Source organism: Niallia sp. Kr1 (assembly GCF_050389805.1).
Classification (GTDB): domain Bacteria; phylum Bacillota; class Bacilli; order Bacillales; family Cytobacillaceae; genus Bacillus_BD.
The window spans coordinates 3,289,835-3,305,573 of the sequence record NZ_CP130945.1; the positions used below are offsets into that span (position 1 = coordinate 3,289,835).

Annotated in this window: 16 protein-coding genes; all 16 read right to left on the reverse strand. The window is 36.0% G+C overall.

The annotated features are described in order from the left end of the window. Nucleotides 1-36: 36 nt before the first annotated feature. The 16 genes from Q5760_RS16025 to Q5760_RS16100 all read right to left on the reverse strand — a co-directional run bounded on the left by Q5760_RS16025 (nucleotide 37) and on the right by Q5760_RS16100 (nucleotide 15,496). Nucleotides 37-1,740 carry a proline--tRNA ligase gene (locus Q5760_RS16025; protein ID WP_428908629.1) on the reverse strand — a complete coding sequence of 568 codons (1,704 nt, stop codon included), beginning with the start codon at nucleotides 1,738-1,740 and terminating at the stop codon, nucleotides 37-39. 239 nt (nucleotides 1,741-1,979) lie between these two features. Continuing rightward, complete coding sequence (rseP, locus tag Q5760_RS16030) at nucleotides 1,980-3,245, reverse strand: RIP metalloprotease RseP (RefSeq protein ID WP_428908630.1); 1,266 nt, start codon at nucleotides 3,243-3,245, stop codon at nucleotides 1,980-1,982. 64 nt (nucleotides 3,246-3,309) lie between these two features. Next, entirely contained in the window at nucleotides 3,310-4,455 is a 1,146-nt protein-coding gene (gene dxr, locus Q5760_RS16035) for a 1-deoxy-D-xylulose-5-phosphate reductoisomerase (protein ID WP_428908631.1), read from the reverse strand. Nucleotides 4,456-4,592: 137 nt separating this feature from the next. Beyond that, nucleotides 4,593-5,381, reverse strand: coding sequence for a phosphatidate cytidylyltransferase (locus Q5760_RS16040; protein WP_428908632.1), 789 nt, complete (start codon nucleotides 5,379-5,381; stop codon nucleotides 4,593-4,595). Between the two features lie 245 nt (nucleotides 5,382-5,626). Then, nucleotides 5,627-6,385 (reverse strand): isoprenyl transferase, encoded by a 759-nt coding sequence (locus Q5760_RS16045; protein WP_428908633.1) that lies wholly within the window; start codon nucleotides 6,383-6,385, stop codon nucleotides 5,627-5,629. Nucleotides 6,386-6,668: 283 nt separating this feature from the next. Further along, the gene (gene frr / locus Q5760_RS16050) at nucleotides 6,669-7,226 is read right to left on the reverse strand and encodes a ribosome recycling factor (RefSeq protein WP_428908634.1); all 558 of its coding nucleotides are present in this window, start codon (nucleotides 7,224-7,226) and stop codon (nucleotides 6,669-6,671) included. A 2-nt stretch (nucleotides 7,227-7,228) separates the two neighbouring features. Then, nucleotides 7,229-7,951 (reverse strand): UMP kinase, encoded by a 723-nt coding sequence (gene pyrH, locus Q5760_RS16055; protein ID WP_428908635.1) that lies wholly within the window; start codon nucleotides 7,949-7,951, stop codon nucleotides 7,229-7,231. Between the two features lie 91 nt (nucleotides 7,952-8,042). Next, nucleotides 8,043-8,927 carry a translation elongation factor Ts gene (tsf, locus tag Q5760_RS16060; protein WP_428908636.1) on the reverse strand — a complete coding sequence of 295 codons (885 nt, stop codon included), beginning with the start codon at nucleotides 8,925-8,927 and terminating at the stop codon, nucleotides 8,043-8,045. Nucleotides 8,928-9,099: 172 nt separating this feature from the next. Next, nucleotides 9,100-9,813, reverse strand: a complete 714-nt coding sequence (gene rpsB / locus Q5760_RS16065; protein ID WP_428908637.1) for a 30S ribosomal protein S2 — start codon at nucleotides 9,811-9,813, stop codon at nucleotides 9,100-9,102. A 147-nt stretch (nucleotides 9,814-9,960) separates the two neighbouring features. After that, on the reverse strand, nucleotides 9,961-10,563 hold the full coding sequence (locus Q5760_RS16070) for a hypothetical protein (RefSeq protein ID WP_428908638.1): 603 nt from the start codon (nucleotides 10,561-10,563) through the stop codon (nucleotides 9,961-9,963). A 9-nt stretch (nucleotides 10,564-10,572) separates the two neighbouring features. After that, nucleotides 10,573-10,884: a hypothetical protein gene (locus tag Q5760_RS16075; protein ID WP_428908639.1), complete on the reverse strand. Its 312-nt coding sequence runs from the start codon at nucleotides 10,882-10,884 to the stop codon at nucleotides 10,573-10,575. A 41-nt stretch (nucleotides 10,885-10,925) separates the two neighbouring features. Then, a complete protein-coding gene (locus Q5760_RS16080) occupies nucleotides 10,926-11,690 on the reverse strand; it encodes a FliA/WhiG family RNA polymerase sigma factor (RefSeq protein ID WP_428908640.1) in 765 nt (254 codons plus the stop codon). A gap of 104 nt (nucleotides 11,691-11,794) precedes the next feature. Beyond that, nucleotides 11,795-12,292: a chemotaxis protein CheD gene (locus tag Q5760_RS16085; protein WP_428908641.1), complete on the reverse strand. Its 498-nt coding sequence runs from the start codon at nucleotides 12,290-12,292 to the stop codon at nucleotides 11,795-11,797. After that, on the reverse strand, nucleotides 12,285-12,923 hold the full coding sequence (locus tag Q5760_RS16090; RefSeq protein ID WP_428908642.1) for a chemotaxis protein CheC: 639 nt from the start codon (nucleotides 12,921-12,923) through the stop codon (nucleotides 12,285-12,287). Before Q5760_RS16090 ends, Q5760_RS16085 begins: the two co-directional genes overlap by 8 nt. Before the next feature lie 2 nt (nucleotides 12,924-12,925). Then, nucleotides 12,926-13,393 carry a chemotaxis protein CheW gene (locus Q5760_RS16095; RefSeq protein WP_428908643.1) on the reverse strand — a complete coding sequence of 156 codons (468 nt, stop codon included), beginning with the start codon at nucleotides 13,391-13,393 and terminating at the stop codon, nucleotides 12,926-12,928. A gap of 48 nt (nucleotides 13,394-13,441) precedes the next feature. Then, the gene (locus tag Q5760_RS16100) at nucleotides 13,442-15,496 is read right to left on the reverse strand and encodes a chemotaxis protein CheW (protein ID WP_428908644.1); all 2,055 of its coding nucleotides are present in this window, start codon (nucleotides 15,494-15,496) and stop codon (nucleotides 13,442-13,444) included. Nucleotides 15,497-15,739: the final 243 nt, after the last annotated feature.

A 15,739-nucleotide genomic window follows, 5' to 3' on the forward strand; every position in this document is an offset into this window, starting at 1 on the left:
AAAATATGATCTGGAATCTATGACACCTTTTATACATTATAGAGTTGAAAGAATTTGTGAGATCGTAGTTTCTAATTCGTCAACATGAACTTCTTTCATTTCTCCTGTTTTACGAACCTTAAGCTCAACAAGTCCTTCATTTGCTTTTTTCCCCACAGTAATTCTAATTGGTAGACCAATTAAATCACTATCAGCAAATTTCACACCAGCACGTTCTTGTCGATCATCATATAGGACTTCAAATCGTTTCTGTGATAGTTCTCGATATAACCTCTCTGTTAACTCAGTTTGTGCTTCATCTTTCATATTCACAGCAACTAGATGTACATGGTATGGTGCAATGCTGACAGGCCAAATGAAGCCTTTTTCATCATTAAACTGCTCTGCGACAGCAGAAATCATTCTTGATACACCAATTCCATAACAGCCCATAATAAACGGCTGAGCTTTACCTTTTTCATCTAAAAACACCGCATTCATTGCTTCACTATAACGAGTCCCTAATTTGAAGATATGTCCAACTTCAATTCCCTTCGCAAAAAGAATCCTTCCTTGACCGTCTGGTGAAGGGTCGCCTTCTTGAATAAAACGTAAATCTTCATATCTAGACACTTGAAAGTCTCTTTCCGGATTTACATGAACATAGTGATAATCCTCTTCATTTGCACCGCATACTCCATTTACAATTGTTTTAACCGCATGATCGGCAATCACATCTACATTGGAAACACCCACTGGTCCAAGCGAACCTACAGAACAGCCAAGAATTTTGATTGTTTCGTCTGCTTCTGCTAATTCAACCGTTCCGGCATTATATACATTCTTTAACTTAATATCATTTACTTCATGATCCCCACGTACAAGCACTAATACATATTGATCATCAACTTTGAACAGTAATGATTTAATGCATTGTTGCACATCTACATTTAAAAATGAGGAAACATCAGCAATGGTTTTTTGGTTTTCGGTCAACACTTTTTCCAACTCTTTTACGTCTTCATTGCTTTTTTCATATTGAGTAACAACAGGTGCCATTTCAATATTTGCTGCATATGAAGATGTATCAGAATAAGCTATGGTATCTTCACCGATATCAGACAGAGCCATAAATTCATGAGTTCCTTTTCCACCTATGGCTCCTGCATCCGCTATAACCGCACGGAAATCAAGACCGGCACGTGTGAAAATATTAGAATAGGCCTGATACATTTTATCATAGGTTTCATCAAGACTTTCGCGTGATGAATGGAATGAGTAAGCATCCTTCATGATAAATTCTCTACCTCTTAATAAACCAGAACGTGGTCTTTTTTCATCACGAAATTTTGTTTGAATTTGATAAAGAGAAAGAGGTAATCGCTTGTAAGATTTTACTTCATCTTTTATTAATGTTGTAATGACTTCTTCATGTGTAGGACCTAACGCAAACTCACGATTGTGTCGGTCATGCATACGCATGAGCTCTGGACCGTATGTATACCATCTTCCAGATTCTTGCCAAAGCTCCGCTTGCTGTAATGTAGGCATTAGTATCTCTACCGAATCGATCGCATTCATTTCTTCACGAATAATATTTTCAATTTTTTGCAAAGTTCGCCAAGCTAAAGGTAAATAACTATAAACCCCGCTAGCTGTTTGACGAATATAGCCAGCTCTTAATAAAAGTTGATGACTTTTTATTTCAGCATCTGCAGGCACTTCTCTTAATGTAGGAATAAGCGTCTTACTTTGTTTCATAAACTAGCACCTCTATGTAGATTAATTTTTGCCATAAGTTCATGGTGAAGGAACGAAATCCTTCACCATGAAAGAAAAGCGTACGCGTTGCTCACCCCAGACATAAAACAAGACGAGATGGGATGGAAATTGCACCTTAACTTCTAGTGTCGGATTAAATAGAATCCTCTAGGAGCCGGGCGCTAAAGCTAGACATCAATTTAACTGTATATCTTATCCTTCTTAACTTTGAATATCATTTACAAAAAGAATCGTTGAATGTCGTTCCATGTAACAACCAACATTAATAGCATAAGTAGAGCGAAACCAAGAAAATGGATCATCCCTTCTTTTTGGCGATCGATTGGCTTCCCTCTTACAGCCTCAACTGCAAAGAATAAAAGCCTACCACCATCTAGTGCCGGAATTGGAAGGAGGTTCATAATTCCCAGGTTGATACTCAACATTCCTGCCCATCTCATCAAGTAATAAATTCCGGACTGTGCCACCATATCAGTTGATTGATAAATTCCGACAGGTCCTGCCAAGGCATCGATGGAAAATTGACCCGTTACAAGCTTACCAACAGCTATAAAGATCTCTTTCGTCCAAAAATAAGTTTCTGTAGCCCCATACTTCACTGCTAATAATGGTGATTTTTCAGTTGGACTATAGACTCCGATAATTCCGATGACTTTCCCGTCCTCCAATTTATTTTCTTTTGGAGTAACCGGGATTTCCAAGTCTTCTCCATTTCTTTCAATTGAAAAAATCAATTCCTTTTCAGGGTTTTTTTGGATAACTTCGACAACATCGGTCCAACTTGAAATTTCTACCCCATCAATCGAATGAACAAGATCCCCTTCTTTTAAACCAGCTGCATAAGCAGCACCGTCATCCGTTATCGTACCAAGCTTTGGATCATCCGTTGGTATTCCTTGTAATAATCCGATTAAAATAAATACGACAAAAGCCAATATAAAATTCATCATTGGACCAGCAAATATAGCCATTGCTCTTTGTCCAACTGTTTTTGATGCAAATTGACGGTCGTATGGAGCAATTTGGGATTCAATACCATCTTCAACTAAAACAGCATTGTCCAAAATTTGAAAAGAGCGAAGTTTTTCCTCTTCATCCCCGTCCATATATCCCTTAATCATCAGGTCATGTTCGATATCAGCATATTCTACTTCTAATACGATGGCATTTGGATATTTTTCTTTATTATTTAAAATAATTTTTTGGACTTTATCCTGGTGATCTAACATTAATCCGACACGATAGCCAGGCTTAATGTCCACCATTTCTGGATCCTCTCCGGCCATCCGAACAAAGCCTCCAATTGGAAGTAATCGGATGGTATAAACTGTTTCATTTCTCGTAAATGAAAGTACTTTTGGTCCAAAGCCAATCGCAAATTCACGGCATAAGATCCCTGCTCTTTTTGCAAAAATTAAATGACCAAGTTCATGAAAAAATACCAATGCTCCAAAAATAACAATGAAGGCTATAACGGTTGTCAATATATTACCACCTTTGTTCAAAAGTTAAAGTTTGTATAACATAGGTTAATCCCAATATTAACTCTTATATTAAGGCTTTAACCCAATTTCTTGTTGATTGATTAATTTCCTCAATATCTTCTAGAGATGGATTTTTTACCATATTATGCCGTTCTAGAGCTTGTTCAACAAGATCTTCGATTTGCAAAAATGTAATTTTATTTGCTAAAAATGCTGCTACTGCTTCTTCATTTGCAGCATTTAAAACAGTAGGATAAGACCCCCCAGCTTTACCTGCTTCATAAGCAAATTTTAAACAACGGAAACGTTCCAAATTCATTTCTTGGAAATGCAATTGACCAAATTGAGTTAAATCTAACTTTTTTGATGATGGATAAGGCATCCTTTCAGGATAAGTTAAAGCATATAAAATCGGGACACGCATATCAGGGCTTCCAAGCTGAGCGATCACACTACTATCATGAAATTCAACCATGGAGTGAATCACACTTTCTTTATGGAGGAGAACATCAATTTTTTCATAGGGTAGATCAAACAACCAATGTGCCTCAATTACTTCAAGTCCTTTATTCATCATCGAAGCAGAATCAATCGTTATTTTTGCTCCCATCGACCAATTCGGATGGTTTAATGCATCCTCAACCGTCACATTGATTAATTCTTCTCTACTCCGATCTCTGAAGCTACCACCTGAAGCAGTCAATATAATTTTTTCGATATTCCTTGTGTTTTCACCTTGTAAACATTGAAAAATAGCTGAATGTTCACTATCAACTGGTAGGAGTGATACATTATGTTTTTTCACCGCATCCATTACAAGATGACCTGCAGTTACGAGTGTCTCTTTGTTAGCAAACGCGATGGTTTTCTTAGCTTCAATTGCATGTAAAGTAGGTTGTAGACCTACACTTCCAGTAACCCCATTCACTAATATATCGGCCTTATCATATACAGCAACCTCGGTTAGCCCTTGGTCCCCATACAAGAAAGTGATACTTGGAAATTCAGCTTGTAGAGTTTCTGCATCGCTTTTCTCAATGGTTGAAACCAACTTAGGAGATAAAGCAGTAATGGTTTTTCTTGCTAAATCAATATTTCGTCCTACAGACATAGCCACTAAGGAAAACTGGTCTTTATGTTTGGTAATAATATCAACAGTTTGAGTACCGATGGAGCCTGTTGCACCCAATAAACTAATATTTTTCGACATTTACTCACTCCTTAAAGAAAAGCGCCGGAGCTAAACATTTCCAGCTTCAAAACTTATCTCTTTACTACAAAAAATCTGTTATTCCATAAGATATTACACATATCCTATATAAATTCCTCTATGGTTGATACACTAGCCTATATTAATTGTAAAAAATGAATTAATGGCCAAACAAATAATAGACTATCAAATCGATCGAGAATTCCACCATGACCTGGTAAGATATTTCCAGAATCCTTCACCTGGTAGTGGCGTTTTAATGCTGATTCCACTAAATCACCGATTTGTCCGAAAATAGATAAAATAATTGTTATGAAACTCAAGTAAATAAGCTGAATTTCCATACCAGTTATTAAACCATATACCACACTAACGACAACTGCGCTAATAATTCCACCTAATGAACCTTCAATGGTTTTATTGGGACTAATTTCGGGCCATAATTTTCTTTTTCCCATTGCCTTCCCAATAAAATAGGCTCCGGAATCAGTTGCCCAAATAATAAATAATGAGTAAAAAATAAAAACGAGTCCTTCTTCACGAGTCTCAAGAAAATAATGAAAACCCATTCCGACATATAAAATGGACATAATTGAAAAAGCAACATCATCGAAAGTATAACGATTTTTTGTTGCTACTGTATAACTTAAAAATAATAATACAGCCATTAACGTAATTTCAACTTTTGTTAAATTTATATTCGTCAATATGTAATCATATTTTGATGGAAGTAAAATAAGCCAAAGAAAAATAATGGATATCATTCCGGCTATAGAAAACAAATTAAGTTTTCGCATTCTAAATAATTCATGAAGAGCAACCGTAGCCGCAAGGTAGGTTAATATGAGAAGAGGTATCCCCCCTATGATTGTTAAAGAGATGAGAGTGGCTCCAAAAATAATTGCTGTAATAATTCTTTGCTTCATCTAAATTGTCAACACCTTTAATCAAATTCGCCCGTCGAATTCGCGTCCGGATACCCTTTCTGAGCTCGCTCGAGAAATTACCCTTAAAAAATCGCAAGACTCGCCGGAAGCTTTAACTTTATATCAGCCAGGGTTTGAACCTCCCTACTTAATTTCAAAAATTTGCATACAACTCGAAACTTATAGAAGTAGGTGAACTCAGGGCCTGTCGCAAACTTTCCTACAAAAACATTTGCTGAAGGAAGTTAAACTCCGCCAAAACGTCGTTGTCGATTTTGAAATTCTTCTATCGCTTGAATTAAATGTTCTTCAGAAAAATCTGGCCATAAGACATCTGTAAACCAAAATTCAGTATACGCAAGCTGCCAAAGCATAAAATTGCTTAATCGAATCTCACCACTTGTACGAATTAATAAATCTGGATCTTGTAAACCTTTTGTCATTAAATAATTGGAAAAGATGTCTTCATTCATTTCCTCAGGGCTAAGAATGCCTTTTTGGGCTTCATTAATAGCAGATTTAACAGCCTCAATAATTTCTGCTCTGCTTCCATAGTTTAAGGCAAAATTAAGAATGAGTCCTGTATTTTCCTTCGTACGTTCCTTTGCACTTTCAACTGCACGATATGTATGAGGAGGTAATTGTTCCATATATCCTATCGTTTGTACTTTAACATTTTCAGTTGCTAATTCTGGTAAATAAGTACCCAAAAATTCCTCAGGTAGTTTCATTAAAAAGTCCACTTCTGATTTAGGTCGCTTCCAGTTTTCAGTTGAAAAAGCATAGAGAGTTAATGTTTTTACCCCTAATCGATTGGCCATTACCGTGATTTTACGAACAACTTTCATCCCCTCATGGTGTCCAGCAATCCGTGGCATGGCCCTATTATTTGCCCAACGTCCATTCCCATCCATAATAATGGCAATATGTTCGGGCACAGGCTTTTCCATCACTTGCTCTATTCGTTCTTGGAGACTAGAAGGACTAGTTGTTTTTTTTCTCATTTTTAATTTATCGAACAACATATGTAACTCCTCCAGAAAGGTTTTCTCACCCTCCGAAAAAGATGATCCCCCAATCATTATACGTATACATTTCTTTCCTTTCCTATCATATCAAATATATCTCAATATATCTCTTAATTATCGAAAAGGATTTTAAAAAAATTAGCTACTTTCATCATTTCCTTTTATCGTGTAAAAAAACCCCCTAATCAATAGAGGGTTTTTCCTTATTGAATTATATGGCATAAAACATTCATGAACCAACCTTCTTATGCCATTGTAATTATACTTCTAGGATTTCTTTTTCTTTATCCTTTGTCATGGCATCGATCTTTGCAATATTCTCATCTGTTACCTTTTGAATATCATCTGAGTATCCTCGAAGCTCATCTTCAGTGATATCCCCAGCTTTTTCAAGTTTTTTCAGATCATCATTTGCATCACGACGTACATTTCTGACTGCAATTTTTGCTTCTTCTGCTTCTTTCTTAACAACTTTCACTAATTCTTTACGACGTTCCTCTGTTAAAGCAGGAATCATAATTCTAATAAGATTCCCGTCATTTGTCGGATTTAACCCAAGATCCGACTTTTGAATTGCCTTTTCAATCTCACCAAGTACTGTCTTATCATAAGGTTGAATAACTAGCAATCTGGCTTCAGGTACGGAAATACCTGCCAATTGATTAATAGGTGTTGGCGCCCCATAATAATCTACTGTAATCCGATCTAGTAAAGATGCATTAGCACGTCCTGCACGAATACTTGCCAACTCACGCGAATATGCAGAAATCGCCTTAGCCATTCTGTCTTTTGCATTTGCAATTGCTTGTTTCGGCATTTTTATTTCCCCCTAACAATCGTTCCAATTTTTTCACCCATTACAGCACGCTTAATATTCCCATTTTCCATAATCGAAAAGACAATGAGTGGTATATTATTATCCATGCATAGTGAAGATGCTGTGGAATCCATAACCGCTAACCCTTCCTTAATGACATCTAAGTAGGATAACTCATCATATTTTTTCGCATTTTTATCAACCCGAGGGTCTGCAGAGTATACTCCGTCTACATTATTTTTTGCCATAAGGATTACTTCAGCTTCAATTTCAGCAGCACGAAGCGCCGCTGTCGTATCTGTTGAAAAATATGGATTTCCGGTCCCTGCTGCAAAAATAACCACGCGCTTCTTTTCTAAATGACGAATCGCTCTTCTACGAATATATGGTTCAGCAACTTGTCTCATTTCAATGGACGTTTGCACACGCGTTTCACATCCAACTTGCTCTAGGCTATCTTGAAGAGCCAAGGAATTCATAACCGTCGCAAGCATTCCCATGTAGTCTGCTGTCGCTCGATCCATTCCCATTTCTTCTCCAATTTTGCCGCGCCAGATATTACCGCCGCCAACAACCACAGCTACTTCTACACCTAAATCTGCCAATTCTTTTACTTGGTCTGCAACAGATTTTATTACAGCTGGATAGATTCCGAAACCTTGATCACCAGCTAAAGCTTCTCCACTCAATTTCAAAACAACGCGTTTATATTTTGGACTGGTCATAAAAACCTCCATATGTATTATACTATTATTTTAACAGTTTGAAAAACAGGGAACACATTGTGTTCCCTGAAAATGAATTGTTCATGTCAAATTATTTTTTAATTTGGTTCGCTACTTCTTCGGCAAAGTTTTCTTCGCGCTTTTCTAAACCTTCTCCAACTTCATAACGAACAAATTCACGAACAGTTGCACCTTTAGACTCAACAAATTTACGTACTTTTTGGTCAGGATCTTTAACAAAAGCTTGATCTAATAAACAAATGTCTTCAAAATATTTGCTTAAACGACCTTCAACCATTTTAACTACAATGTTTTCTGGTTTTCCTTCATTAAGAGCTTGTTGCTTTAATACTTCACGTTCATGGTCCACTTCTTCTTGTGATACTTGATCACGAGAAACATATTTAGGATTTAATGCTGCAATGTGCATAGACACGTCTTTAGCTGCACTTTCATCCGTTGTGCCTTCTAATACAGTTAGTACGGAAATACGTCCACCCATATGAAGGTATGCACCAAATGCATCGTTATCTGTTTTGGATGCTACTGCAAAACGACGAAGAGTCATTTTTTCTCCAATTTTAGCGATTGCTGCACTAATATGATCTTGTACTGTAGATCCATTATCCATCGTAGAAGCTAATGCATCCTCTACATTTGCTGGTTTCTTGCTTAATAAATGTTGTGCTAATTCTTTTACTAGCGTTTGGAATGCATCGTTTTTAGCAACAAAGTCTGTTTCAGCGTTAACTTCTAGAATGACAGCATCGTTACCCTCAACCACAACAGAAGTTAATCCTTCTGCAGCAATACGATCCGCTTTTTTCGATGCAGACGCCATTCCTTTTTCACGTAAGAAATCAATTGCCTTTTCCATATCCCCATCAGTTTGTTGAAGTGCCTTTTTACAATCCATCATTCCTGCACCTGTTTTTTCACGAAGTTCTTTTACCATTTGCGCTGTAATTGCAGCCATTATATAATTCCTCCTTCAAATATGTATGTTTGCCGAGAGTCAAATGTACTATCCATTCTTTAAAAAAAGGTGATAAAGGGAGCTTCCCTCTTATCACCTTTCCCTACTCGGTTTGAATATTCTTCAATTAATATAAATAACAGAAACGCATTTTGCAAGTTTAGAAAAAAGTTTAAGCGTTAGTTTCTACAACTTCAGTTTCTTCACCTTGTTTTGCTTCTAAAATAGCATCTGCCATTTTACCTGTTAATAATTTTACTGCGCGAATCGCATCATCGTTCGCAGGAATTACTACATCAATTTCATCTGGATCACAGTTAGTATCTACCATACCAACGATAGGGATGTTTAATTTATGTGCTTCTGCAACAGCGATACGCTCTTTGCGAGGATCGATGATAAATAAAGCATCAGGTAATTGCTTCATATCTTTAATTCCGCCTAAGAATTTTTCAAGACGTTCTTGTTGTTTCTTTAATTGAACAACTTCTTTCTTAGGAAGTACATCAAATGTTCCATCTTCTTCCATTCTTTCAATTTCTTTTAAACGTGCAATACGTTTTTGAATGGTTTCAAAGTTTGTTAAAGTTCCACCTAACCAACGATGGTTTACATAGTACATACCAGAACGAATTGCTTCTTCTTTAACAGAATCTTGAGCTTGTTTCTTAGTACCGACAAATAGGATCGTACCACCATTTGCAGCAAGTTCTTTTACCCATTTGTAAGCTTCTTCAACCTTTTTAACTGTTTTTTGAAGGTCGATGATATAGATGCCGTTACGCTCTGTAAAAATGTATTTTTTCATTTTTGGGTTCCAACGGCGTGTTTGGTGTCCGAAATGTACACCTGCTTCTAATAATTGTTTCATTGAAATAACTGACATAAAACTTTCCTCCTATATGGTTTATAGCCTCCGCTTATATCATCCCTCACATAAAACTGTTATGAACAGCACCCTTTATGGAGATCAACAAGCGTGTGTTTTAACACCGTTTAAAAATATATCATATGTTCGGGAGACATTCAAGTTTTATTCATAAATATTTTCTTGAAATTTAAGAAGTAATTCAATTTCTGTCTTCCCTTTATTTAATTTTTTAGCCATCTCTTCAATGGAATATCCTTGTTTTCTTAGAAAAGTAATTTGATCCCCTAGATTTTCACTCTTAGTCGATTTGTTTCCTACCTCTTCTTGAAGATCCACTATGACAGATGTCTTTTCACTGTTCTTATGTGTAACTATCTGTTGATTTTGCTTTTGATAAGCGTTAAAAGCATGGTGACTAAGCGTTTTTTCTATCCGAGGAGTAAAATCTTCTAGTACATGTAACGGATCGTTATGAATGTTATTTTGGTTATTTTGGTCAGAGTGATTTCCCTTTTTATCCGTAATAGAAGTAGGTTGGGACTTAATATTGTTTTTCTTTAGGTCTATCAACTGATGAATGAACTGATCATTCTCTTCTTTCATTTGTAATAAATAACCTGAAATAAGCTCTTCCATTTCAATTATTGATTTTTTTAAGTTTTCTTTAAGCTTAATTAGCTTATTTTGACGTAAATATAAAATGGCGATCACAATAAAGGTCAGAATATTTAAAGTTAAACTAACGATGACTAAAAATACAATCATAAAATCCCTCTATCCACTATAATCAATCATTGTACCTTTGTATGGATGCGTAGTTTGATGCTGGTCATTTTTCGTTTCCCTTTTGGAAGAATGTTCATGAAAACCCTTCCCTTGTTGCTCTTGTTTACTTTGTTCTAACTTTGATTGGGTTAATTTTTCGTTTTCCATCACACTTGTTCTCTTTTTTTCAGCTTCTTTTTGAACAACATCATTAGCCAAACTATTTATTAGTTGCCCCCGCTGTTGTAGTTGTTCCTGTAGTTTTGATGCCTCTATTGTCCTTGGAATCGCTACTTGCATTTCGATTGATTTAAGACTCAATACAACTAACATCCTTCAATTAAGAAGCCATAATTTTGTAACTACATCAATTTTTCCATAAACCCCTTTAATTTAAATATACATTTAGAGTGAATTTGTGAAATCCTAGATGTAGATAACCCCATGATTTGTCCAATCTCTGTTAAAGTCATTTCTTCTTGATAAAACAAGCTAATGACCAACTGTTCTTTTTCCGAGAGTTTTGAAATCTGGTCGATCATTTCTTTAACAATCTCATGTTTTATCATTTCTTCTTCAGGCTGCTCGATGTTTTTGTCTTTAATCAAATATTTTTGTCCTGTTTTTTCATCTGTTTCGTCAGACTGATCATCGATCGATAAAACGTGGGCAAAAAATTGTTCATTCATGATGGTGTATACTTCGTCAACGGAGATATTTAATTCGCGAGCAATATCTTCTTCTGTTACATGACGCATATATTTTTGTTCTAATTTCTCAATGATCGTTTCTATCTTTTTGGCCTTTTCTCTCGTTCCTCTAGGCAACCAATCTTCTTTTCTTAATCCGTCTATAATAGCTCCTCGAACGCGAAAAGAAGCATATGTATCAAATTTTAAATCTCTTTTAAAATCAAACTTATTGATTGCATCCAGTAACCCGATCATTCCAAGACTATAAAGGTCATCTCTTGAAACGCTTTTAGGTAAGGTAACAGAAATACGCTGAACATGGTATCGAACAAGAGATGTATACTTTTTAATTAGAATATTTCCAGCCTCTTCGTCTCGAGTGGTCATCCATTTATCCCAGATTAACTGTTCATCCTTACTCATAGCATATACCATTAAGACACTCCTTCAATCAAAACTCAGTGCTAAGAGGTTGAACCCTAATACATTTTTCCAAATTACTAAATCAACATATCATATTAGCAAAGGAAAGAAACTCTTTACAAATAAGATACCCCTTTATTAACCGTCCTAATTTCCAACATACAGGTATCTGGATCAAATTCGATGGTTCTGCCACTATTTCCACCGACATCTTCCCCGACTAAAGAAATGTGTAAGTCATTCAATTGTTTTTTAACAGCTTCTACGTTCCTTGGACCAATTCTCATCATTTCATTTCCTGAAGAAAATTGAAACATTTGAGCCCCACCAGCAATTTTTGCTTTTAATGCGGATCTTCTAGCACCTAGCTTAATCATCTCAGTTGAAAGTTCCTTCACAGCTGTATCGGCATATTTAGCTAAATTAAATGATTTACTTTTTGCTAAAGAAGAATCAGGCAGCATAACATGTGCTAATCCAGCGATCTTTTGTAGCGGATCGAAGACAACAACTCCAACACATGATCCCAATCCAGAAGTCCTTATTAATTGCGGTGTTTTTACAATTTGCATATCAGCGATACCGACCTTCACTACTTCTTGCATATCATTCATCAAGTGCAACTCCTAACGAATGAAAAATGATATCAAATGACTCAGGATCTGGCAGGAGAAAAAAGTGCCCATCAACCCCCATATGATTTTCATTACAATCGATTAAAGCGGTATCGACCACAATTGCATAGTCACTAAACTGAGATAACTCAAAAAATCCATAACTTAAAATAGCACCAAGCATATCAATGCTAGTAGCCGGTACTGATGGATATAAGTTAAGCCCTGTAAAATCAGATAATGCAGATAGATAGGATCCTGCTAAAATGTTTCCTAATTCTTGCAGTGCCGAAAGGGCTAAGTCATCATACGGCGACTTTTCAAACGGAGATTGATTATTCCCTATCAAATGTTGGATATACGTATTTGCTTGTTTAATTGATAAAATAAAGAATAGATTACTAGGAGCGTCCCCTTCAATTCTCAAGAAGACACTAGCGACTACATTTTCTGCTCCCCCAGCGGTCTCCACCATTTCATTAAACGTCATAATTCGAACATTTGGTACTCTCAACTGAATCCTCTTATTTAAAAGAATGGAAAGGGATGTCGCTGCATTTCCCGCTCCAATGTTCCCAATTTCTTTAAGGATATCCAGATTTTCATTTGAAATTTTATTTATAAATTTCATCATTAATCATCCATACCGTCAGACTTCACCTTATCTTGATCTAAAATTTTCGCGAGATCAAGGAGAATTAATAGTCGACTATCTACTTTCACTACACCTTGTACAAATTCGTCGGTCTCTACACCAACCATTTCAGGAGAAGGCTCCATATCATCCATTTTAATGTCAATCACATCGTTTGCCTCATCGACAATTAAACCAACTTCAATATCACCTATTGATACAATGATCACACGAGTAGAATCCGTATATTCCGCTTCTTCTAACCCAAATCTTTTACGAAGATCTATAATAGGTGTAACAACACCTCGAAGATTTATAACCCCTTTTACAAAGGGTGCTGTTCCCGGAACTCTTGTAATATGTTGAACTCTTTCAATTCCATGAACTAAATGAACGGATATTCCATACTCTTTTCCACTTAATTGAAAAACGATTAGCTTTGTATCGGCAACCGCATTCTCAGACATTCTAAACACCTCTTTATTAGAATCATTTATTACATTACTCTGATTCTTCTACTTTATTAGTGCGTTGCAATCAACGATTAGTGCAACCTGTCCATCACCCAAAATTGTAGCACCTGGGATCGCAAAGATATTCGTTAAATAATTACCAAAGGATTTTAGAACGATTTCTTGCTGTCCAATAAATGAATCTACGACCAGACCAGCCATTTTCTCACCTTTACGGACAATTACTAGAGAAATATATTCATTCTCTTCCTTATATACAGGCACATTAAATAAATCTTTAAGGAATAATAAAGGAACAATTTTCCCACGGAAATCAATTACTTTTTGATTATGCGCGTGTAATATTTCATCTTTTCTAATAATAGCCGTTTCAATAATGGAGGAAAGTGGAATGGCGTACTTTTCTTTTTGAATTTCAACAAGCATAACCGAAATAATAGATAGGGTTAATGGAAGTTGGATTAAAAAACGGGATCCCTTCCCTTCCACAGACTCTACTGAAACATTACCACCTAACGTTTCAATTGTATTTTTTACCACATCTAAACCAACACCACGTCCAGAAACACTTGAAATTTGGTCGGCAGTTGAAAATCCAGATGCAAAAATTAATTCATATACTTGTTGATCTGATAAAGTTTCAGCTATTTGTTCATTGATAATGCCATTCCCTAACGCTTTCTTTAAAACTTTATCTCGATTAATTCCTGCACCATCATCTTCTATTTCAATAAAGACATGATTTCCACTATGATAGGCTTTAAGAATTACTGTACCTTCCTCAGGCTTTCCTAAAGACTTACGGACATCTGGCGCTTCAATCCCGTGATCCAATGAATTACGAATTAAATGGACAAGTGGATCACCAATTTCATCTATAACAGTACGATCAAGCTCCGTTTCTGCACCAATAATGTCTAGATTGATCTTTTTTTGCAAATCACGTGAAAGTTGGCGAACCATTCTTGGAAAACGATTAAACACGGTCTCAATCGGAACCATCCGCATATTTAGAATAATATTTTGCAAGTCTCCGGTTGTTCTAGACATTCGATCGACCGTTTCTTGTAACTCTTGATTATTTAATTCTGAAGAGATCTGCTCCAATCTTCCTCTATCAATCACTAATTCTTCAAAAAGGTTTAATAAGATATCTAGTCGTTCTATATTAACTCGTATTGTTTTATTAACTGCTTTACCTGATTGTTGTTTAGGTTGACTTTTTTCCTTATTATTTCCTGCTGATTCTATTTTCGATTGATCCACTTTTGAATCAACTAATTCGGCTGATTCAGTATCTTCTTTTTCCACTCTTTGACCATAGGTAGAACCTGATTGAGGTAAAATCACTGTTATAACCTTTACATTTTCGACTTCAGAGACCTTTGCGATCTTCTTTTGAATATCTTCTGCTTCTTCAGTCGAAACAACCGTAACTGTAAATGATTGATCAAATTTTTCTTCTTCCAATTCTTCCACTGAAGGAGTAGATTTGATCACCTCTCCAATTTTCTCTAATACTTCAAAAATCATATATACTCTTGCTGCCTTAAGTAAACAATCGCTTCGAAGTGAAACCGTTATCTCAAACGTTCGATACCCTTGTTCTTGAGATTGTTGAATAACGGTTCTTTCAAATTCATCATAAAAAATATCCGAACTAGCCTCGGCAATTGCTGCCGCAACTTCATTATGAGCTTCGAATTCATTCGGACTTTGACCCTTTTCAATCAATTTTAACTTTTCTACGATTTCTTGTACGTTTCTTTTTCCATCTCCGCCACTTGCTATGGATTGAACCATTTCCTCTAAATCTTCTACAGCTAATAAAACAATATCTAATAAGTCAGGTGTAACAGATATTGTTTGGTGTCTGATTCCATCTAGTACATTTTCCATTTGATGGGTTAATTTCGCTAAATCATCAAACCCCATTGTCGCCGACATTCCTTTTAATGTATGTGCCGAACGAAATATTTCATTGATAATATCCATATTGTTTGGGTTTTTCTCTAATTCTAATAAATGATCATTACAAGATTGCAAATGTTCCTTACTCTCTTCGATAAAGACCTCTAAATATTGACTCATTTCCATTTGGCTGACACCTCTTCCAAAATCAAATTCGTCCTCCGAATTTGCGCCCGGATTTTTTAACACGCTTCATAACGCTACATCATCATGACTCGCTTGACTACGACAACCTGTCTATCGTCGAGCTCGCTCGATAAAATACCTTAAAAATCCGAGTCATCCGCCGGAGGCTTAACATTATTCAGCCAGGGGGGTAACCTCCCACTGAATCAGAAAACTTTTTTTGAATCCCATCACTTTTGAAGT

Coding starts and splice junctions, on each gene's coding strand:
- Q5760_RS16025 (WP_428908629.1), bottom strand. CDS start 1,740: ATGAAACAAAGTAAGACGCTTATTCCTACATTAAGAGAAGTGCCTGCA.
- dxr (WP_428908631.1), bottom strand. CDS start 4,455: ATGTCGAAAAATATTAGTTTATTGGGTGCAACAGGCTCCATCGGTACT.
- Q5760_RS16040 (WP_428908632.1), bottom strand. CDS start 5,381: ATGAAGCAAAGAATTATTACAGCAATTATTTTTGGAGCCACTCTCATC.
- Q5760_RS16045 (WP_428908633.1), bottom strand. CDS start 6,385: ATGAGAAAAAAAACAACTAGTCCTTCTAGTCTCCAAGAACGAATAGAG.
- frr (WP_428908634.1), bottom strand. CDS start 7,226: ATGCCGAAACAAGCAATTGCAAATGCAAAAGACAGAATGGCTAAGGCG.
- pyrH (WP_428908635.1), bottom strand. CDS start 7,951: ATGACCAGTCCAAAATATAAACGCGTTGTTTTGAAATTGAGTGGAGAA.
- tsf (WP_428908636.1), bottom strand. CDS start 8,927: ATGGCTGCAATTACAGCGCAAATGGTAAAAGAACTTCGTGAAAAAACA.
- rpsB (WP_428908637.1), bottom strand. CDS start 9,813: ATGTCAGTTATTTCAATGAAACAATTATTAGAAGCAGGTGTACATTTC.
- Q5760_RS16070 (WP_428908638.1), bottom strand. CDS start 10,563: ATGATTGTATTTTTAGTCATCGTTAGTTTAACTTTAAATATTCTGACC.
- Q5760_RS16080 (WP_428908640.1), bottom strand. CDS start 11,690: ATGGTATATGCTATGAGTAAGGATGAACAGTTAATCTGGGATAAATGG.
- Q5760_RS16085 (WP_428908641.1), bottom strand. CDS start 12,292: ATGAATGATATGCAAGAAGTAGTGAAGGTCGGTATCGCTGATATGCAA.
- Q5760_RS16090 (WP_428908642.1), bottom strand. CDS start 12,923: ATGAAATTTATAAATAAAATTTCAAATGAAAATCTGGATATCCTTAAA.
- Q5760_RS16095 (WP_428908643.1), bottom strand. CDS start 13,393: ATGTCTGAGAATGCGGTTGCCGATACAAAGCTAATCGTTTTTCAATTA.
- Q5760_RS16100 (WP_428908644.1), bottom strand. CDS start 15,496: ATGGAAATGAGTCAATATTTAGAGGTCTTTATCGAAGAGAGTAAGGAA.